The 19203-nt window shown below is 67.5% G+C and carries 19 protein-coding genes; 8 read left to right on the top strand and 11 right to left on the bottom strand.

The window, feature by feature from the left end:
- Positions 1 to 18 precede the first annotated feature (18 nt).
- The gene (locus tag AUL38_RS07405; protein WP_059060657.1) at positions 19 to 795 is read left to right on the top strand and encodes a FadR/GntR family transcriptional regulator; all 777 of its coding nucleotides are present in this window, start codon (positions 19 to 21) and stop codon (positions 793 to 795) included.
- Here AUL38_RS07405 and AUL38_RS07400 read toward each other — a convergent pair.
- Positions 792 to 1574 (bottom strand): TipAS antibiotic-recognition domain-containing protein, encoded by a 783-nt coding sequence (locus AUL38_RS07400; RefSeq protein ID WP_059060655.1) that lies wholly within the window; start codon positions 1572 to 1574, stop codon positions 792 to 794. The genes AUL38_RS07405 and AUL38_RS07400 overlap by 4 nt on opposite strands.
- Before the next feature lie 107 nt (positions 1575 to 1681).
- On the opposite strand from AUL38_RS07400, the gene AUL38_RS07395 reads away from it, so the two are divergent.
- On the top strand, positions 1682 to 2443 hold the full coding sequence (locus tag AUL38_RS07395; protein ID WP_059060653.1) for an SGNH/GDSL hydrolase family protein: 762 nt from the start codon (positions 1682 to 1684) through the stop codon (positions 2441 to 2443).
- 19 nt (positions 2444 to 2462) lie between these two features.
- Here the strand turns inward: AUL38_RS07395 and AUL38_RS07390 are convergent, their stop codons facing one another.
- The 8 genes from AUL38_RS07390 to AUL38_RS07355 all read right to left on the bottom strand — a co-directional run bounded on the left by AUL38_RS07390 (position 2463) and on the right by AUL38_RS07355 (position 10384).
- Complete coding sequence (locus tag AUL38_RS07390) at positions 2463 to 3941, bottom strand: peptide MFS transporter (protein ID WP_083506692.1); 1479 nt, start codon at positions 3939 to 3941, stop codon at positions 2463 to 2465.
- A complete protein-coding gene (locus AUL38_RS07385; protein WP_059060651.1) occupies positions 3938 to 5383 on the bottom strand; it encodes an FAD-binding oxidoreductase in 1446 nt (481 codons plus the stop codon). The genes AUL38_RS07390 and AUL38_RS07385 overlap by 4 nt, the downstream gene beginning before the upstream one ends.
- A 121-nt stretch (positions 5384 to 5504) precedes the next feature.
- On the bottom strand, positions 5505 to 6113 hold the full coding sequence (locus tag AUL38_RS07380; protein WP_083506691.1) for a helix-turn-helix domain-containing protein: 609 nt from the start codon (positions 6111 to 6113) through the stop codon (positions 5505 to 5507).
- A 111-nt stretch (positions 6114 to 6224) separates the two neighbouring features.
- Complete coding sequence (locus AUL38_RS07375; protein ID WP_059060649.1) at positions 6225 to 6620, bottom strand: Fur family transcriptional regulator; 396 nt, start codon at positions 6618 to 6620, stop codon at positions 6225 to 6227.
- The gene (locus tag AUL38_RS07370) at positions 6620 to 7474 is read right to left on the bottom strand and encodes a metal ABC transporter permease (RefSeq protein ID WP_059060647.1); all 855 of its coding nucleotides are present in this window, start codon (positions 7472 to 7474) and stop codon (positions 6620 to 6622) included. Before AUL38_RS07370 ends, AUL38_RS07375 begins: the two co-directional genes overlap by 1 nt.
- Positions 7471 to 8427: a metal ABC transporter permease gene (locus AUL38_RS07365; RefSeq protein ID WP_235590647.1), complete on the bottom strand. Its 957-nt coding sequence runs from the start codon at positions 8425 to 8427 to the stop codon at positions 7471 to 7473. Before AUL38_RS07365 ends, AUL38_RS07370 begins: the two co-directional genes overlap by 4 nt.
- Positions 8424 to 9224: a metal ABC transporter ATP-binding protein gene (locus AUL38_RS07360; protein WP_059060646.1), complete on the bottom strand. Its 801-nt coding sequence runs from the start codon at positions 9222 to 9224 to the stop codon at positions 8424 to 8426. The genes AUL38_RS07365 and AUL38_RS07360 overlap by 4 nt, the downstream gene beginning before the upstream one ends.
- Positions 9221 to 10384 (bottom strand): metal ABC transporter substrate-binding protein, encoded by a 1164-nt coding sequence (locus AUL38_RS07355; protein WP_059060644.1) that lies wholly within the window; start codon positions 10382 to 10384, stop codon positions 9221 to 9223. Before AUL38_RS07355 ends, AUL38_RS07360 begins: the two co-directional genes overlap by 4 nt.
- 252 nt (positions 10385 to 10636) lie before the next feature.
- Between AUL38_RS07355 and AUL38_RS07350 the strand changes: the two genes are divergently transcribed.
- The 6 genes from AUL38_RS07350 (at position 10637) to AUL38_RS07325 (ending at position 16964) form a co-directional block, all read left to right on the top strand.
- On the top strand, positions 10637 to 11113 hold the full coding sequence (locus tag AUL38_RS07350) for a hypothetical protein (protein ID WP_059060643.1): 477 nt from the start codon (positions 10637 to 10639) through the stop codon (positions 11111 to 11113).
- Positions 11114 to 11148: 35 nt separating this feature from the next.
- Positions 11149 to 11625 (top strand): hypothetical protein, encoded by a 477-nt coding sequence (locus tag AUL38_RS07345; protein ID WP_153006507.1) that lies wholly within the window; start codon positions 11149 to 11151, stop codon positions 11623 to 11625.
- Between the two features lie 56 nt (positions 11626 to 11681).
- Complete coding sequence (locus AUL38_RS07340) at positions 11682 to 13106, top strand: amidase (RefSeq protein WP_059060638.1); 1425 nt, start codon at positions 11682 to 11684, stop codon at positions 13104 to 13106.
- 9 nt (positions 13107 to 13115) lie between these two features.
- Positions 13116 to 13895 (top strand): sulfite exporter TauE/SafE family protein, encoded by a 780-nt coding sequence (locus AUL38_RS07335; RefSeq protein WP_059060636.1) that lies wholly within the window; start codon positions 13116 to 13118, stop codon positions 13893 to 13895.
- 82 nt (positions 13896 to 13977) lie between these two features.
- Entirely contained in the window at positions 13978 to 14979 is a 1002-nt protein-coding gene (locus AUL38_RS07330) for a cation diffusion facilitator family transporter (RefSeq protein WP_083506690.1), read from the top strand.
- 83 nt (positions 14980 to 15062) lie between these two features.
- Entirely contained in the window at positions 15063 to 16964 is a 1902-nt protein-coding gene (locus AUL38_RS07325; protein WP_059060634.1) for an endonuclease/exonuclease/phosphatase family protein, read from the top strand.
- 15 nt (positions 16965 to 16979) lie between these two features.
- Here the strand turns inward: AUL38_RS07325 and AUL38_RS07320 are convergent, their stop codons facing one another.
- Entirely contained in the window at positions 16980 to 17993 is a 1014-nt protein-coding gene (locus AUL38_RS07320) for an MBL fold metallo-hydrolase (protein ID WP_153006506.1), read from the bottom strand.
- A gap of 53 nt (positions 17994 to 18046) precedes the next feature.
- On the bottom strand, positions 18047 to 19203 hold a 1157-nt coding region (locus tag AUL38_RS07315), incomplete at its 5' end, for a cytochrome b/b6 domain-containing protein (protein ID WP_153006505.1).

Here is a 19203-nt window from a genome sequence, read left to right as displayed (position 1 = left end):
TATGGATTGGAGTGCAGCATGGCGATTACAACTGGCTCCGAGCGTGCACGTAGCGCCCTCTCGTACCTCCGACGCAAGATTTCCACGGGTGAGTGGGCCGTCGGTGAGCGCATCCCGATCGAGCCCGAGCTGTCCGAGCAGATGGGCGTCGGTCGGTCGACTGTGCGCGAGGCCGTCCGCTCGCTCGCGAGCATGGGAATGCTCGAAACTGCGCCGGGGCGGGGCACCTTTGTGCGCTCCGCGTCCCCGACGAGCTCCCTGCTCGATGAGTTCCTCGCGGACTTCTCGCTGGAGGAGATCCTCAGCTACCGCCGCGCCCTCGAGGTTGAAGCGGCGCAGCAGGCCGCACTGCACCGCTCAGACGACGACCTCGCCGCGCTTGAGCGGGCGACCATCGAAGAGGTCGGCTGCTCACGTTGCCCTGTGCTCAGCCTGAGCGACTCGGGTGACGGCGCGTTCGACAGCCGCTTTCACCGACTGATTTTTGATGCCGCAAAGAACCGGCTGCTGGCAGCGCTCTACGCCGGCATCAACGACCAGCTGCGCACCCCGCAGCATCGCGGCCGCCTCGCGAACGTCGCGACGGGGGCCGAGATGGAGCGCGACCACCAGCGCGTGCTCGACGCGATCCGTCGACGCGACTTCATTGACGCCGTGCACGCGATGGTCGACCACGTCGACCACGATGTCGTCATCGTGAACGATCAGCAGGAGGTCGTGCCGCCGCTCGCACGTACGCCCGAGCAGCAGCAGCGCATCGACGATGTCCGCGACGGGCGCCCCGCAACCGTTTAGCTCGCGGTGCGGATGCGCAGTGCATCACGCACGAGCGTTGCGCCGCTCACGCCGCCGTAGTTCGCGGCAAAACGCTCATCGGCGACGTACATTTCGCAGAGCCCGCGCACGTAGGGGATGAAGTGCTCGCCACTTGGAGCGCCCGGAAAGCCCTCGAGCCAGGCGATATGCCGGGCGGCGAGCGCCTGCGCAACCGGTGAGTCTGCCTGTTCCCCCGCGGCTGCGGCTGCGCTCCAGTCGGCGTTGAGCGCGGCAACGTCCTGCTGCCACTGCTGTTGTTCGCCCCCGGTGAGCCCGCGCCACCAGCGGTCACTCTTCGCGTAGGCGTCCTTCCCCCAGCGCTCGCTGACCTCCTCTCGGTGTGCGGTGTGGTCGAAGCCTTCAAACATGTTCGCGTTCATGAGTCCTGTCCTTTCGTGTGGTGAGGTGAGGGCCGCGATCGTGCGCCGAACTGCGCCGATCTGCTTGTCGATCCGCCCGCGCTCACGCGTGAGCAGTTCGAGGTGCGCGGTCAGGAGCGTCGCCTCGGCCGCAGCGGGGTCACTGCCTTCGCCGCGCGCGTCCTGCGCGGCGAGCACTTCGGCGATGCGGTCGAGACCGAGACCGAGCTCGCGCAGCAACAGCACACGCTGCAACCTGACGAGCGCACGGTCGTCGTAGAAGCGGTAGCCATTGCCGCCGACTCGCGACGGCCGCACGAGGCCCAGGCTGTCGTAGTGCCGCAGCGTCCGCGAGGTGGTTCCCGCCGCGCGCGCTGTTTCTTGGATGGAATACTCCATGACGGCTCCTTTCTGCCCTCGGAGATCACGTTAGAACTTGACGTTACGTCAATGTCAAGGCCAAGTTTGCTGCGCCATGCCGCGACAAGGCGGCGTAGGCTGGAGCGATGGCAGTCATTCGCTACGTCGCAATCGGAGACAGTTTTACCGAGGGAGTCGGTGACGAACAGCCCGATGGCAGCGTGCGCGGCTGGGCAGACCTCGTCGCGCAGGGCCTCGCCGATGCGACGGGCGAGCCGATCGAGTACGCAAACCTTGCGATCCGCGGCAGGCTGCTCGCGCCGATCCTCGCCGAGCAGCTCGAGCCGGCAATCGCGCTCGGCCCGACGCTGCTGAGCTTCAACGGCGGCGGCAACGACATGCTGCGCCCGGGAACCGACGTACCGTCGATTATTTCCGATACCGAGGGTGCGCTCCGCCGCATCCAGGCCGCGGGGATCGAGCCGCTGCTGCTTGCCGGCGCGAACCCGACTGCCGGGCTGCCGAACGGCTCAAACGTGAGCAAGAAGGGCAGCGAGATGACCGCCGCGGCTGGCGCGGTCGCCGAGCGGCTCGGGATCCGCTTCTCGAACAATTGGAGCGACCCGGAGCTCGCGCTCAGCCAGTACTGGTCGCGGGATCGGCTCCACCTCGCACCGGTCGGTCACCACCGCGTCGCCGCCAACGTGCTGCGCACCCTCGGCTATGACGCACCGGCCGACTGGGTGCTGACCGCGGATCCGCTCGCCGTCCCGACGATGCGGGATCAGCTGAAGTACACCCGCGAGCACGTGCTGCCGTGGATCGGGCGCCGGCTCACTGGCCGTTCGAGCGGCGACGGCCGCACCGCGAAGTACGCTGAGTTTGTGACGGTCGCGCCCAGGCGCTGAGCCCGGGCGCGACCGAGGGTTACTGCCCCGCGCTGAGCAGCCTGCCGAGCGGCTTGCGGGCGAGGATAAGCGTGAGCCCGAGCGCGAGGCCCGTTCCCGAGACGATCATGAAGTAGTTCGTCGACTCGATCGCGGCAAAGAGCTGACCGAGCAGGCCCGACAGCGATGAGCCGAGGGCGAGCGTCAGGAAGTTCAGCCCCACCATCTGCGACTTGAACGCTTTCGGGCCGATCTTCGTCGCGACCGATAGCCCGATCGGGCCGACAAATACCTCGGACGATCCTGCCATCATCATAAACAGCAGGATGAGGAACAGCGGGATGTACGCGTCGCCCGTCACCGTCGAGATAATGAGCAGGAACAGGTAGGCGCAGCCGATCTGCACAAGGCCGATGCCGAACTTCGTCCCGGGTGACGGCTGCCGGGAGCCGAGCGTGCGCCACAGCTTCGCGATGAGCGGCGTGATGAGCACGGCCGCGAGCGGACTCACGGTCGTGATCCACGCGACCGGGAACGTCCAGTCACCAATCTGCAGGTTGATGCGTTCGGTGATGAGGATCGAGATCGCAGTGAACTTCTGGAACAGCAGACCGAAGTAGATGCCCGAGAACAGGAACAGCGGGAGGAAACCCAACACCCGCTTGCGATCGTCGGAGGTCACGCTCTTCGAGACGGCCATCGTCACGAAGTAGGCGGCCGCCGCGAGCAGCGCGATGATCGTCGTTGTACTCGACAGGTTCTCGGCGCGGAGCAGCCCGGCGTAGATCGCGATGAGGATCACTGCGACGCCTGCGAGGGCGATACCGATCATCATCGGGTACTTGTTCCGCGGCAGCGGATTGTTAATCTCGGACGCACGCTGCGGCAGCTTCTTCATCGAGAGCAGGTACTGCACGAGTGCGCCGGCCATGCCAACTGCGGCGAGCCCGAAGCCCCAGTGGAAGCCGAACTGGTTCTGCACAAAGCCGGTGGTGAGCGGCCCGAGCACCGCGCCGATGTTGATCGCCATATAGAAGTAGGAGAACGAGACGTCGCGCTCCTGCTGGTCGCGGTCCTCAACGAGGAAGCCGACGATCGAAGTGATGTTCGTCTTCAGCGCGCCGGTACCAATGACGATGAGCACAAGCCCGATGCCGAGGCCCGAAAGCCCCTGCGTCACCGACAGCAGGAGGTGTCCGCCCAGGATGACGAACGCGCCGAACAGCACCATGTGTTTCGGCGCGACAAGACGGTCGCCAAACCACGCGCCGATGACCTGCGCAAGGTAGACGGCGCCGCCGTACGCACCGACAATGCCGGCGGCCGCGGCCGGAGCGATCTCGAGCCCGCCCTGCGCAAGCGAGTAGAGCAGGTAGAAGGAGAGGATGCCCTGCAGTCCGTAGAACGAGTATCGCTCCCACAGCTCCGTGAAGGCCATGCTCCAAACGCCGCGGGGCAACTGCGCCTTGCCGGGCGGTGGGACGCGGTCGCTCCGCGGTACTGAGATTGAGTGTGTCATTCGTGAAGTCCTGCCAATCGTGATCCGAATCGTGCGATAAGTGACGTGTGTTCTGAGTTTCGCGACTCTTCCCAGGCGTCGGCGACGCCGAAGAGGCTGTACATGGCGTGCACGCCAACCCAACGGATCGGCTCTGGTTCCCAGAGCCCTGAGTCGTGGTCGTTCCAGGGAAGCGCAGTGAGGTTCGTACTGCGACCGGCGACCCTGTCGAGCAGCGTGCGGGCTGCAAGGTTCGTGGCCGTCACTCCGTGACCGGCGTATCCGCGGGCGTTGCCGATGCCGGTCGCCGGATCGAAGTAAATACCAGCGCACCAGTCGCGGGTCACCCCGATCGACCCGCGCCAGGCGTGGTCGATCGCGATGTTCGCCTCGGGGAAGAAGAAGTGCAGCCGGTCCTTGAGAGTCTTGATCGTCTTCGCGTCGACCTCGCCTTCGCCGGGGAGCCCGGAGGCGTAGGCGTACGGGGTGCCGCGACCGCCAATCGCGATGCGGTTGTCCGCCGTGCGCTGCGCGTAGACGAACGTGTGCGCGCCGTCGTTCAGGCATTCGCGGCCGTCCCAGCCGATGCGGCGCCAGTCGGCATCGCTCAGCGGTGCGGTGACGACCATCGAGGAGTTCACCGGGATCACCTCGCGCTTCCCGAAGCCCGGCCCGGAGCTCTGCACGGCGCCGGTGAACGCTTCGAGGCAGCTGAGCACGGTACGGCCTCGGATGATGCCGCGCGACGTCTTCGCGAGGCCCGGTTCGATTGCGTCGACGTGGGCGTGCTCGCGGATCGTCACGCCCCGCGATTCCACAACCTCGGCGAGGCCTCGCGTGAGCTTCGCCGGGTCCACGCGCGCGGTGTCGCGATAGTACATGCCGCCAAGCGCGGGGGCGATGCCAATGCGGTCCTTGAATGCGCGGGCGTCGAGCAGCTCGATCGCCGACTCGTCGTAGCCATTGTCGAGGTTCGCGCGGTAGGTCGCCTGCAGTCGTTTCAGTGCCGCTGGGGTCGTTGCCGCCTGGAGCTGCCCGCCGCGATGCTCGTCGGCGTTGATGCCCTCTGCTTCGAGCACACGCAGCGTCTCGGTGATCGCAGCGCTCATCTCGTGCTGAAAGGAACGCACGGCTGCCTTGCCGTCCTCGCCACGCTTGTTCGCGGCCTTCGCGTACACTGCGCGGTTGCCCGGGATGAGGGTCGATACCCAGCCGCCGTTGCGCCCGGATCCGCCGTAGCCGACCTCGTGCGCGTCGAGCACGGTGATCTTCCACTCCGGATGCTCGGTGATCGCGTAGTACGCGGTCCAGAGCCCGGTCATGCCGCCGCCGACGATCACGAGATCCTGCTGCTCGCTCGGCAGCGGGGCCCGACGCGACTCCGCCTGCACCCGCGTCGGCTGCTCGGCTCCGGTTCCGCGCATCCAGTGCGAAACGTCGCCGTTCCTGTAGTTGTCCACCATGTCGGCGTTCCTCCTGTGCTAGAAATTCAGTCTGTGTCGCGGATCACCGCGGTTTTCGGGCACGCTGCAGAGACCGATGGAGATCGGCCTGTTGCGCGAGCCCGCCTGGCTCGAGTTGGGGCTAGTAGGTGGGCGGCGCCATCGTCCACATCACCCGTGCTTGAGACGTGCCCGTCGCCTCGACCACGCGGTGCGGCTGGCTGCTGTTGTAGTGCAGAGAGTCGAGTTCGCCGAGTTCGTGGCTCTGGTCGTCGACGGTGACGACGACGCGCCCTGAGAGCACGACGAGCACCTCCTCGGAGGCGCCATGCGTGTACTGCCCCTCCCCGGTCGAGCCGCCGGGCTCGAACAGCCCGAGCAGCACTTCGAGGTGGTCGAAGTGAGAGGGGGTGAGCTTGAGCTTGGTCGCCCCGTTGCCGAAGGCGAGGCCCTGGGCGTCTTGGAAGCGCTGCACTCGGCTGCCGCCGTCGACCTCTGGGGCATTGAAGAGGTCACCAACGTTCAACTTGAGCACCCCGCATATGCCCTGCAGCGCGCGGACGCTCGCGTTGGCTTGACCACGCTCGATCTGCGAGAGGAAGCCCTGCGTGATACTGGCTCCCTCGGCGACGTCCTTGAGCGTCAGGCCCATGGCGTGGCGGCGTCGCCGCAGGCGCGCTCCAACCGTGGAGGCTTCGGTAATGGTGGTGTGCTGGTCGTCGGCGAGCGGCACGGAGTCAGTCGTTGACATAGTGCGAATTTAACACAGTTTTTCTGTTAGTACAAAAAATTATGATGAGTGTAAAAATCGATATAAAAATTGTGGCCAGCGCGAGTCGCGAACGCCACGGATCCGCAACCCCTACTCGGCCGCCGAGCAGCTCGGGCACAGCCCAAACAGATCCACGACGTGCCCGATCTCGGTGAAGCCGTGCTTCGACCCGACACGGTTCGCCCACTCCTCGACGACGGTCGCGGCGAGCTCGCGCGTCTCCCCGCACTTCCGGCACACGAGGTGATGGTGGTGCGCGGTCGTCTCGCACGAACGAAACAGCGTTTCGCCCTCGGGAGACTGCAGCGAGTCGGCATCGCCAACCTCCGCGAGATGCGCGAGCGCTCGGTACACGGTCGCAAGCCCAACGGTCGACCCACCGTCTTTCAACCGCCGATGGAGCTCTTGCGCGCTCACGAATCCGGGCGCGTCAACGAGCTCGACGCGCACCGCTTCACGCTGCCAGGTATTTCGCTTCGGCTGCATCACTCACCTCCCGTGATCACTGCAGCTGGAGTCTTCCTCTCCAAGGTAGCGGAGACCGGGCGGCCACGCCGACGCAGCACCACAGAGACCGCAAGCGCGAGCACGTATACCGCGGTTGCCGCGAGACCGATCGATCCGCCAGCCGCGATGTTCCACTCGCGTGACGCCCACAGGCCAAGCAGCCCACTGAGCACACCGAGTAGCGCCGCGAGGGGCGGCACCCAGGCGATCGTCGGGGCGAGCAGCCGGGCCGCGGCGGCAGGAGCGATAAGGATCGCGACCCCGAGGATCGCCCCCACCGCTGGCATCGCGACCACGACCGAGGCAGCAATCACACCGACGACCACGAGCTCGACTGGCCCCGACCGGAATCCCGCCGCTGTGAAGCCCGCCGGATCAAACGTGTGGAACAGGATCCGCCTGCCGAACAGCAGCACCGCGCCGAGGGACAGCACGAGCACGGCTCCGGTCGCCGCGACGTCTGACACCGACACCCCGAGCGGCGAGCCGACGAGCAGCGCGTCCACCGGCACCCCGAGCCCGGGGTTCGCACTCGACAGCAGCGCACCGAGAGCGAAGCCGAGAGCGAGGACGATGCCGCTCGACACCTGGCCGCCCTGGCGTGGTACCCGAGCGAGCAGCCCCATGAGCAGCACGAGCAGCGCAGCGAACAGCGCCTGGCCGATGAGCAGGTTCCAGCCAGCGAGCGCGAAAATCACTCCGCCAGGGAACGTTGCGTGGCTCAGTGCGACGGCGAAGAAGGAGCCGCCCCGAAAGACGATGAGCGTTCCGGCGACACCGGCAAGCAAGCCGAGCAGTACCAGTTCGATGGCAGCGAGCGTGAGGTAGCTCATGTGCATGCCCCCGTCCGCGAAGGTGCGGCGACGGGTGTGGCCCGTCGGGCACTGCGCTGGCGGCTCCGGCGGAGTCCGCGCTCGACGCCCGACGCGGCTACGGCAAGGCCGTAGAGGGCGATAAGCGAAAGCACGATCATGGCGCCGGGCGAGGCGGACACCTCACCGCGCAGCGACCACTCGAAGGAACCCCAGAGTCCCGCGACCCCGGCGAGCAGCGTCACGAGCGCGGCGACGGGTGCGAGCAGGCCGAGCCGCGGCGTCAGCAGCCGGGCAACCGCGACCGGAACCACGAGAATCGCGACCACCATGAGCACGCCCAGCGCCTGCACCCCAGCCACAACCAACAGCGCGACGGCAATATTCAGGGCAAGGTCAGTGCGGAAACCGCTGAACCCGGCCGCTCCAAACCCTGCAGGATCGAAGGAGCGGAAGAGTTGCGCACGGCGCGTGACCAGGACGATCGCGATCGCGACAGCCGCAACCACCGCAATTTGCCACAGCTGCGCAGTCGTCACCGTGAGGATCCTGCCGAACAGCAGCTCTTGCAGCTGCGAGACGTAGCTTTCGCTGCGCGACACCAGCACGATGCCGAGGCTAAACAATCCAGTGAGCACCACAGCGATACCCGCGTCACGCGAGGAGACGCCGGCGGCGCTCCGAGATCCGCCCCGGCCGAGCAGCGTGAAGAGCAGCGCGGCGAGCACCGCAGCCCCCACCGCTCCGGGCAGCAGCCCAGCCGTTCCGCCAACCAGTGAGCCGATCACCAGGCCCGGGAAGACGGCGTGCACGAGTCCATCGCTCACGAACTCCAGCTCGCGGAAATTGATGAAGACTCCGACGATTGCGGCGGCAACGGCGAGCACCGCGATTGCGATGAGGGCGCGCTGCATAAACGGGAGCGCGAAAATACTCGCGAGTCCCGGTGCCGCCTGCGCGAGCCAGCCGCTCACGGCGCATCGACCTCTCGGACCGTCGTCACCGTGTGCTGATCCAACTCCACCGTCGAATCGTGGAACGCGTGCTGCACCGCGTCGAGCGTGAGCGCTTCGGAGAGCGTGCCGAAGGCGGCCGGGTGCCCCGGCTCCCCCGGCTCGTGTCCGCTCGCGAGCAGCAGCACGTGCGTGCATGCTGCCTTCGCGATCTCGAGGTCGTGCGTCGACACGATGACGGTGCGGCCATCGTCGCGCTGCCGAGCAACGAGCTCGAGCAGCATCTCACGGTTTTCGCGATCGAGCCCGTTGAACGGCTCGTCGAGCAGCAACAGCTGCGGGTTCGAGACGAGCGCGCGAGCGAGGATTGCCCGCTGCTGCTGGCCGCCGGAGAGTTCACCGAAGCGCCGACCGGCGAACGGTGCGAGCCCGACGAGGTCAATGCTCCGCTGGATAGCCTCGCGCCCTGCCCGGCCGATGCGACCGAAGGCGCCGGCCTCCCGGTACAGCCCCATCCCAACGACCGTGCGCACCGTCACCGGCAGGCTCGTGTCGCGCGCGTCGGACTGCGGCAGTGTGCCGACCTTCCGGCGGGCCGCCTCGGGCGTCGTGCCGAGCACCCGCACGGACCCTGCGGTGAGATCGGCGAGTCCGAGGATGCCGCGCAGCAGCGTCGATTTGCCCGAGCCGTTTGGGCCGATGAGGGCGACGGCGGCGCCGGCTGGCACCGCAAAGTCCAGATCCTCCACGCGGGTCTCCCCGGCGTAGCCGAACGCGGCGCCCGTCAGCTCGAGCGGCGTTGCAGCGCTGTCCGTCATGACGCGGCCCCCAGCCCCTGCGGCACGGCGTCCGGGGTGTGGCCCCACGCCTCGAGAATCACCTGCGTGTTGTGCACGGTCGCGGCGACATAGGTTTCTGCCCCGCTGCCAGCGGGTCCGAGCGAGTCTGCGTAGAGCGCCTCGCTGTCGACGACAGTGATCCCCGCCTCACGCGCGATGGTCTGCGCAAGCTTCGGGCTCATCGACGATTCGACGAAGATCGCGCGTACTCCGCGCTCTGTGATCTTGGCGGTGAGCGCGTCGAGCTCTGCCGCGCTCGGCTCTGCGTTGTCCTCGAAACTCGGCATGATCGCGCCAGCGTAGGCGATGCCGTAGTCGTGGAGGTAGTAGCGCAGCGAGTCATGTCCGCTCACGAGCACGCGCTCCGCGGCCGGGACTCGCTCGAACTGCGCGCCTACCCACGCGTCAAGTTCCGCGAGTTCCGCCTCGTACGCGCTCGCGCGCTCCCGGTAGTCGGCTGCGTGCTCGGGGTCGGCCTTCGCAAGCCCGCGCGCGACCTCACCGGCCATCGCGGAGGCGTAGCGTGGCGATGTCCAGAGGTGGGGGTTCACGTCGCCGTGATCGTGGTCGTGCTCTGCGTGGTCATCGTGGCCGGCCGATGCATCCTCAGCGTGCTCGTGGCCTGCGGCCTCGTCGGCGGCGTGGTCGTGCCCCCCGGAGCCATGCTCGGCATGGTCGTGATCCGCATGGTCGTGCTCGTGTTCGGCAGCCTCGCCGCCGCCTGCTTCGACCTCGTGCTCGCCCTCGGCGGTGATCTCCTTCGCCTCGGCGAGATCGATACCGTCTGCGGCGGTCACAAGCTCACCCGCGAAGCCCGACGCCTCGATCGCAGAGTCGATAAACCCCTCGAGTTCGGCTCCATTCACGATGAGCACGTCGGCCTGGCTCAACGCGACGAGCTCCTTCGGAGACGGATCAAAGTGGTGCGCCGACGCGCCGGCGGCGAGCAGGCTCGTCAGCGAGATGTCGTCACCGCCGATCTGGTGCGCGAAGTCTGCGAGCTGCGTCGTCGTCGTGACGACGTTAAGCGTGCCCGCGCTGGGTGCCTCTGCGGCGGGGCTGCAGGCGCTCAGGGCGAGCACTGCGGCGAGCGCTGGGATCGCCACTGCGGAGCGACGGGTGGTGGAGAGAGAGGACATAAGAAACTTTCTAAATGAGAACGAGTCTCAGTCTATGCGCTTATGAGAATCATTCGCAACAAGGAGGGCCGTTTTCGCAACATTGCCCGGATCCTCCGGCCGATAGATACGCTTTCGTCCATTCCTATGCCCGTTCCCGGTTGTTTCGACATACCCACCGCCTTTTCCAGACCTACCGGACGCAGCGCCCGGGAATCGCTCCGGCCCTCGGGCTACGATGGGCCACAGCACTCATTGACACAAGGAGACTCTGTGACCGTCCCAGCGAACACCCGCCGCAGGCTCGCGCCGGCCACCATCATGACGCTTGCCCTGCTCGGATCGCTTGCCCTGCTCGTCACCTTCGTACTCCAGGTCGCCGCGGCTGCCCCGCCCCGCGGCATGGACGAAGCCCGCGCAGAGCTCCTGGTTGTTCTCGAGGAGGACGCTGCGAAGCTCCCGAGAGAGAACGCAGCCGTCAAGATCCAGCCGGAAACGCTGGAGATCCTCGACCGCACCGCCGACGGCGCGATCGCCTTTGCCTTCCTGACAACCGAGGATCGCCTCGGGCTGGGCGTGCGCGGCGAGGACCCGTCAGCCTACGCGTGGCAGCTCGGTGCCCCCACCGAGAAGGCTGGCTCACTGAACGCGACCCTCACCGGCTCGGGCACCGACAAGCAGCAGTACGAGCTCTCCGTTCGCCGCAGCGGTTCGGGCAGCGGCTTCGAGCACACCTTCACGGAGCTGTAGCCCGGCTCACACCACCATCGACGCTAGGAGACACAGTGACTGCACCACAGCACACTCGCCGAAAGATCGCCCCGAGCGCCGCAATGGCGCTTGCGCTGCTCGGCTCGCTAGCGCTGCTCGTCACCTTCGTCGTGCAGGTTGTCTCAGATCTGCCACCCCGCGTCCCCGAGGCGGTGCGCAGCGAGACCATCGCGAAGGCCACGCAGTCGCTCGTTGATATGAGCGAGTCCGACCCGAATTACAACGTCGGCACCCTGCGCCCCGAGACGTTCGAGTTTCTCGCGCAGACGGCGGATGGGGTCGTGGCCTACGCGTTCCTCACCTCCACAGATTCGCTCGGCATCGGCGTGCGGGCGGGGGACGGGGGCGCGAGCTCCATCACCCGGCCGGGCATGCAGACCGCCTGGATTTCCGCCATGGTGAGCAGCGATCTCCCCACGAGCAACTACGAGCTCTCCGTTCGCCGGAGCGGCTCGGGCAACGGCTTCGAACACACCTTCTCGGCTCAATAGCGCGGGCGCCCCGCGCGCCCTGTCATGCCGCCCCGCGGCCGCGTACTATCGGAGGTATGGGCACACTGGCGTCGTCACCTGAACCGTTCTCCTCTGCTGTCGGGCTGCGCGACGCGATGCGCGCGGGCGAGGTGAGCGCGGTTGCCGCGGCGGAGCACTTCCTCGAGCGCATCGCTGACCGCGCTGACCTCGGCGCTTTCGTCACCGTCACCGCGGATGCCGCGCTCGAAGCGGCGAGCGCCGCAGACGCACGCTTCGCGGCCACGACCGACAGCCAGGATCTCCCGCCGCTGCTCGGCCTGCCGATCGCACACAAGGACATCGTTGATGTCGCCGGCGCGCTGACAACCGGAGGCTCAGCCGCGCAGCCGCACAGGCTCGCGGCAACCGATCACCCGGTTGTCGCCGGACTCAAGGCCGCTGGCACGGTGTCACTTGGCAAGACCCAGGTGCCCGAGTTCGGGCTGAATTGCTATTCGGAGAACCTCGTCGCTGCCCCGTCGCGCAATCCGTTCGACCTCACGCGCACATCGGGCGGATCCAGCGGCGGATCAGCCGCGGCCGTAGCGGCAGGGCTGCTTCCCGTCGCGCCGGGCAGCGACGGCGGCGGATCGATTCGCATCCCGGCGCTCGCCTGCGGGCTCGTCGGCCTCAAGCCGGGGCTCGGCGCGGTGCCGGGGGATGTGACGACCGGCTACGAGGACAGCTTCGGCGGGCCGGTGCTCACGGTGTCCGGCCCCATCGCGCACAGCGCAGCAGATGCCGCGCTGCTCATGGACGCGATGGCCGAGCCGAAGCGGCGGGGTGATCACGCGGCGGCGGTGCGGCGGGCGGACACGCTGCGGGGCCTGACGGTCGCTACGAGCACCGTCTCCCCGTTCGAATCGGCAATGGACATCGAGCTCTCCCCCGATGCCCTCGGCGCATTTGCGGCGGCGTCCGAGCGGCTCACCGCCCTCGGGCATCAGGTCGACACCGCAGAATTCCGCTACGACCCCGAGTACTTCGACTTCTTTACGGAGGGCTGGATCTCTGGGCTCTCGCTCATGGAGCTCGATGCGACGCAGGTCGAGCTGCTCACCCCGCTCACCCGGGAGATGCGCGGGCGCGCACTCGCCCGTTCCCTGCCGCAGCACCGCGAGAGCGCCGCGCGGCTCCGCGGCTTCGCCCGCGAGGTGCGGGCGCTCTGGGGCCAGACGGACGTGGTGCTCACCCCGGGCCTCGCGATGGCACCGCCGCTCATCGGGGAGTTCCTCGGCCTCGCGCCGGCAGATGACTACCGTCTGCAGTGCCAGTGGACGCCGTTCACTTCGATGGTGAACGTGTCGGGGTTGCCGGCGATCGCGGTGCCCATCACGCACGATGCGGCCGGGCTGCCGGTTGGCGTGCAACTCATTGGCCGGCAGGGAAGCGAGCCGCAGCTGCTCGCGCTTGCGGCGCAGCTCATGCAGGATCGGGAGCAGCGCCCCGCAGCTGGGTAGGCTGAGGGGATGACCCTGGCCCCGCTCGAGCTCGCCCCGCACGCCTGGATGTGGCTCGCGGTCGCCGCGCTGCTCGTCGGCATTTCGAAGACTGCGCTGCCCGGCATCAACACGATCTCCATCGCGATCTTCGCGGCGATCCTCCCGGCCAAGGCATCGACGGGCGCGCTGTTGCTGCTCCTCATCGTGGGCGACGTGTTCGCGCTCGTGAGCTATCGGCGCGAGGCCGACTGGCGTGCGCTCGTCAGACTGATCCCCTTTGCTGCGGTCGGGCTTGCGGCGGGCGCAGCCTTCCTTGCCCTTGCCGACGACGGCTGGGTGCGGCGGCTCATTGGAACCATTCTGCTGTGCCTCATCGCCGTCAACCTCTGGCAGCGGCTGCGGCCTCGACGGAGCGCCTCGACCGGCACTCCTGCTGCCGCTGCCCCGCTCTCCGGACTCGGAGCCCGGGCGGGCTTTGGTGCGCTCGGCGGGTTCACGACGATGGTCGCGAACGCTGGTGGTCCGGTCATGTCGCTCTACTTTCTCGCGGCGAAGCTTCCGGTCAAGACCTTCCTCGGCACGGCGGCCTGGTTCTTCGCGGTGATCAACCTCGTGAAGCTCCCAATCTCGATCGGACTTGGCCTCATCACCCCCGCGTCACTCCAGCTCGATCTCCTGCTGGTTCCCGCGGTCGTCGTCGGCGCATTCATCGGTCGCTGGATCGCGGCGCGCATCAAACAGCGGGCGTTCGAGTGGGCCGTGATTGCCGGCACCGCCCTCGGATCGCTCTACCTCCTCCTGCGCTGACACCACCCGGCCGACCCCGCAAGAGCCCCGACATATCACGCAGCTGAGTTTTCAATAGGTTTCGGGGGTAGCATTGCGAATCATGGATGATCCGAGCTGCGAACCCGAATTCAGCGCCGGCCACCCGGCGGCACCCACGACGACTGATGACGCCGAGGGGCATGCCGGCCATTCGCACGGCCTCGAGGGCGCTGCGACCCCAACCGGGAAGCACCGCAAGCGACTGATCCTCGTCCTCGCAATCACCCTCAGCGTGTTTCTCGTGCAGATCATCGGTGCCTTCATTTCGAAGTCGCTCGCGCTGCTCGCCGACTCCGGGCACATGCTCACCGATGCGACCGGCGTCGCCATTGCGCTGCTCGCAAGCATCATCGCGACCCTTCCCGCGAACTCCAAACGCACCTACGGCTATCTCCGCGTTGAGGTGCTCGCCGCGCTCGCGAACGGCATCGTGCTCGGCGTCATCGCTGTCGTCATCTTCGTGCAGGCCATCGCCCGCTTCGGGTCCGAGGTCGAGGTGCAGTCGACACCGATGCTCATCGCGGCAGTCATCGGCGCGATTGCAAACCTCGTCTCGCTGCTTATTCTGCGGTCCGGACAGAAGGAGAGCCTGAACGTTCGGGGCGCCTACCTCGAGGTGCTCGGCGATCTGCTCGGGTCGGTCGCGGTCATCGTCGCTGGCATCATCATCGCGTTCTCCGGGTGGATGGTTGCCGACCAAATCGCGTCGATCGCGATCGCGCTGCTCATCGCGCCGCGCGCCTACAGTCTGCTGCGCGACGTCGTGACGGTACTCCTCGAGGCCGCCCCGAAGGACCTCGACGTCGATGCGGCCCGCGAGCACATGCTCGCCGTCCCCGGCGTCGTTGAGGTACACGACGTACACGCGTGGACGATCACCTCGGGCGTTCCGGCGTTCTCTGCACACGTCACGATCACCGATGACTCTTGGAGCGAACGCGGGTACCACGCGGTGCTCGACGAGTTGAAGGCCTGTCTCATGGAGCACTTCCACCTCGAGCATTCGACACTGCAGCTCGAACCGGAAAGCCACGATATTCCCGGTCTCCGCTCCCACGACTGACCGAGTGGGGCCGGTGCGCGGGTAGATTTCCCCCGTTTTTCTCGGGTCCGGGTTACGGTGGCACCATGAGAAGACTCAGTGCTGTGTCTGTCCCAGCTGTCATTGCCGTCTGGTTACTCACCGACCTGTGGCGGCTCTGGACGCCGTCACTCATCACGCTCTTTGGTCGAGCCGCCGAGACCCCGCCCGAGGTGATGGGTGCGTTCGCGCTCGCGGTGATTGCCGCCTCGCTGCTGCTGCTCGCGTTCATCCGCGGCCAAGCGCCCCGTCTCGCCGCGTGGTTGCTCGTCGCCGCGTTTGCGGTGCGGATCGCGCTGCGCGTGAACCCGGCTGGCGGCGACTTCCAGCTCTACGGCAGCTCCCTCGGCGTGTTCCTCGCGATCGCTTCGCTCTGCCTTATCGCGGGAACCACCGGACAGAGCCTGGTGCCCAATGTCTTCCTCGGCGTCGCAATCGCTACCTCGACACACGCCGCCCTCGGGTCTTTCGGCGCGGTCTGGCGCCAGGATCCGCTCGACGTCGTGCTCTTGCTTGCCCAGGCTGCGCTCATCGTCGTCGCGTTCCGGTCCCTCCTCACGAGCCTGCCCGAACCGCCGGCTACGCCGCTCGCAGGTCTCCTCGTGTTCCCGGTGCTGCTCGTGTTGCAGCTCGCCCTCGCCAACGTCGGCCGCGGCTCGACGGTGAACCTGCTCTGGGGGCCGTTCTTCGTGGTTATCGGCGTCTGGCTGGCGGTCGTGTTCGCGTTCCTTCCGCAGTCGCGTCGCCGACCGTGGGTCGCGGCAGCGGTGTTCCTCGCCGCGGTGCTCGTGGCAGTGCCGCTCGAGGTCACCCGCGGTGGGATCCCTGGCCAACTCAGCCTGTGGTCGCTCGCTGCATTCGCGCTCGGCCCTGCCGCGCTCGCCCGACTCGCCGCCCTCCCCAGCAGGCCGGGCAGTCCGCGCCGCGCGGCTCTCGCGACCGCGGCAGGCGGGATCGTGTGGGTGGCGTTCCTCTTCCTGTTCTACGCGGGCTACGACCTGGGGTACCGCGCAGACTGGGGCATCGTGGCCCTCGCCGCGCTCATCACGGCTGCTGCCCTCCTGCGGCGTCCGGCCGGTCCAGCTGGCACGCCCGCGCAGGAACCAGCCAGCGCCGTCGAGCCCGGCATTCGCTGGCGCCCGTTGACCGGAACAGTCGGCATCATCGCCGCGTTCGCTGCAGCGCTCACGGTACTCGGCCCCCCGCTCACGGTGCAGGCGCTCGATGAGCTGCCCGACCCCGAACGTGACGCCGACACCGCCCACCCTGCCGCGTCCGCAAACACGCTCACGGTTGCGGCCTACAACCTCCGCATGGGCTACGGCATCGACGGCGTATTCGATCCTGTCGGCGTGGCCGAGCAGATCCGCGACAGCGGCGCACAGGTCGCGATGCTCAGCGAGGTCGACCGCGGCTGGCTCCTCAACGGCGGGCAGGATCAGCTGGCGATCCTCGCCCGGCTGCTGGACATGCAGCTCGTCTTCGGCCCCGCTGGCGACCAAGTGTGGGGAGACGCGATCCTCACCTCGCTGCCGCTGGGAAACGCAGGGGCTACCCCGCTCCCAACATTCGACTCGCTCACCGGGGCGGCCATGACCCAGATCAGCGTCGCCTGGCGGGGCAAGCAGATCGGGCTGATCTCCACTCACCTGCAGCCCGATGCCGACGGTGCCACCCTCAGGCAGGCGGAGGTGCTCGCTGACGCCATGAGCGAGGCAGCTGCAAGCGGCCCGATGATTGCCGGCGGCGACCTGAACACCGAGCCAGGAAGTGCCGCCTGGCGAGCGCTCCTCACCGCTGGCGCCGCCGATGCGCTCGACGGACACCGGCCTGCACCCACTTGGTCAGCTGAGGATCCGCAGCAGCAGATCGACCACCTGTTCGTTTCCGACCTTGAGGTTCTCGACGCCGGAGTGGTCGAGTCGCAGCTCTCCGATCACCTGATGGTGACCGTCACCGTGCGATGAGGCTGCCGGGAACGGTTAGCGCGCGGGTGCCGCTTTGCGCACTCGCGCGAGGTGCATGTCGGTCTGCGCGAGCGCTGAGACTCGTGACACGATCGGCAACGCCTCCCAACCTCCGGTCCACGTCAGTCGGCTGGCGAGATCCCAGACCGCGAGGTCAGGCTCCGCTGCAAGTACCTGCGCGGCTTGAGCCGTGCGGGCCTCGTGATGGGCGCGGATTTGGGCGCACCTGGCGCCAAGGCTCGCGAACCTGAACCCATGCCCCGGCAGCGCCTCAGCGTCCGCGTAGGGCGCGAGACGCTCGAGTGAGTCGTAGTATTCGCCGAGCGGATCGGCGGTAAGGCGTCCGCCGAGCGCGATCCCGGGGTTGATCAGCGGAAGGACGTGGTCCCCGGTGAAAACTGCGGCTTCGCCCTCGAGTGCCAGGCAGATGTGCCCGGTCGTGTGCCCGGGGGTGTGAATCACCGTTGCACGGTAGCTGCCGAAGTCGAGGATCTCGCCGTCGGTCGCCTCCTCGTCGACAATGACGACGCTGCCGAAGTCGGCGCGGGACGTCGCAATCGCAAGCAGCGCGGCGCGCGATTCCTCGGGCACGCCCCACTTGCCGAGCATGTCGCCCACATCGTGACCCGCCGAGAACTGCAGGCCCTCGGCGATCGCTGCCGCCTCCGCAGTGTGCATGCGCACCGTCGCTCCGGAAGCCTCCCGAATGCGGTTGGCGAGGCCCGTGTGATCGAAGTGCAAATGCGTTATCGTCACCGTCTCGATGTCCGTGAGCTCACGGCCGAGCGCGGCCAGCGCGTCCCCGAACGCTACCCAGTTCTCGTCGGTGTCGAGCCCGGCGTCGATGATGTGCACGGCACGCGAGCCCCCGCCCGCAAGAATCGCGTAGCTGTACGCGTACGGGGGCTGCATGCCAGGCATGTCGAGGGCGATGGCGTGGATCCCTGGACGGACCTCTTCGACCGCGGGAACCGCTCCTGCTTGGAGCGCGTTCCACTGGCTATCGCTTGTGGGGCGAACGGAATCCACTGCCACACCTCCTGGTGTTTCGGGGTGTGGTGCGCGGCGATGCCGCGCACCACCTAGCGGTTGCTGACTTTACCGAACAGGTTCGCGATCGGGGCCACGAGCAGCGGCCTCGTCACGAACCAGGCGATCGCGATCGCGACAAGCCCTGCGGCAAACATCCAGAACCCGAACCACCCAGCGCCGTCATTACCGGCGTACATGTGGTTGAGGTTGCGGAGCGCGCCCGTGGTCATCACGAGGAACACGTGGATGATCACGAACACCACGAAGAACAGCATCGTCGGGTAATGGAGCACCCGCGCGAGCTGGGCCGGGAAGACCTTGTCGAGCTTCTCGTTGTTCTTCGGCCACCACTCACTCATACGCACGCCCGTGATCGCGGCGATGGGTGCCGCAATGAACACGATTATGAAGTACATGAGCTGCTGGAGCGCGTTGTAGTTCACCCACCCGTTCTCCACGGGCCAGTCGAGCGTGAGGTACTGGAGCATCGCCGAGAGGGCGTTCGGGAACACTTCCCAGCTCGTCGGCACAATACGGGCCCAGTGCCCGGTCACGAAGAGCAGCACCACGAAGATGATGCCGTTCGCGAGCCACAGCAGGTCGATGCTCGTGTGCAGCCAGAGGTGGATCGAGATCTTCTTCCCGCCGCGCTTCGGCGTGAAGAACGCGTCGGGCTTCTGCTGGTGCCGCACCATCAACCCGGAGCGCACGATGAGCACCATGAAGAACAGGTTGAGGAAGTGCGTCCAGCGCGCCCAAGCGGGGAAGCCCTCGTCTGCGACGACCGCGGGCTCGTACTCGCCCGGGTACCGCTCAACGAACTCAGGGACACCCGGCAGCGTGGTGACGCCGCGAGCAGCGAGGACGATAACGCCGGCCAGCACGATCAGCCCGACGAGGCCGAGCGAGCCCAGCTTCACCCACTGCGAGAGCGAACGTGAGCCGATCATGCGTGGCTCGCGCTTCGGCTTCGCCGGAGCAGCGGGCTTCGCCGCTGGCGGTGCGGCGGGAGCCGGAGCTGCTGCCGCGGGAGCAGGTGCAGTGGCCGCCGGAGCAGGAGCTGCGGCCGCGGGAACCGCCGTCTCCGGAGCCGGAGCTGCCGGAGCGGGAGCCGGGACAGCGGGAGTGGAAGCCGCAGCTGTCGCTGCGGGAGCGGCAACTGCCTGCTCGGGGGCGAAGCCCTCGGCCGGCCACGGCTCGCCGCCCG

The organism is Leucobacter sp. G161 (assembly GCF_001482305.1).
In the GTDB taxonomy this organism is placed as follows: Bacteria; Actinomycetota; Actinomycetes; order Actinomycetales; family Microbacteriaceae; genus Leucobacter.
The sequence above is the reverse complement of the archived record's forward strand: the minus strand, read 5'-3'. Positions and strand labels throughout refer to the sequence as shown.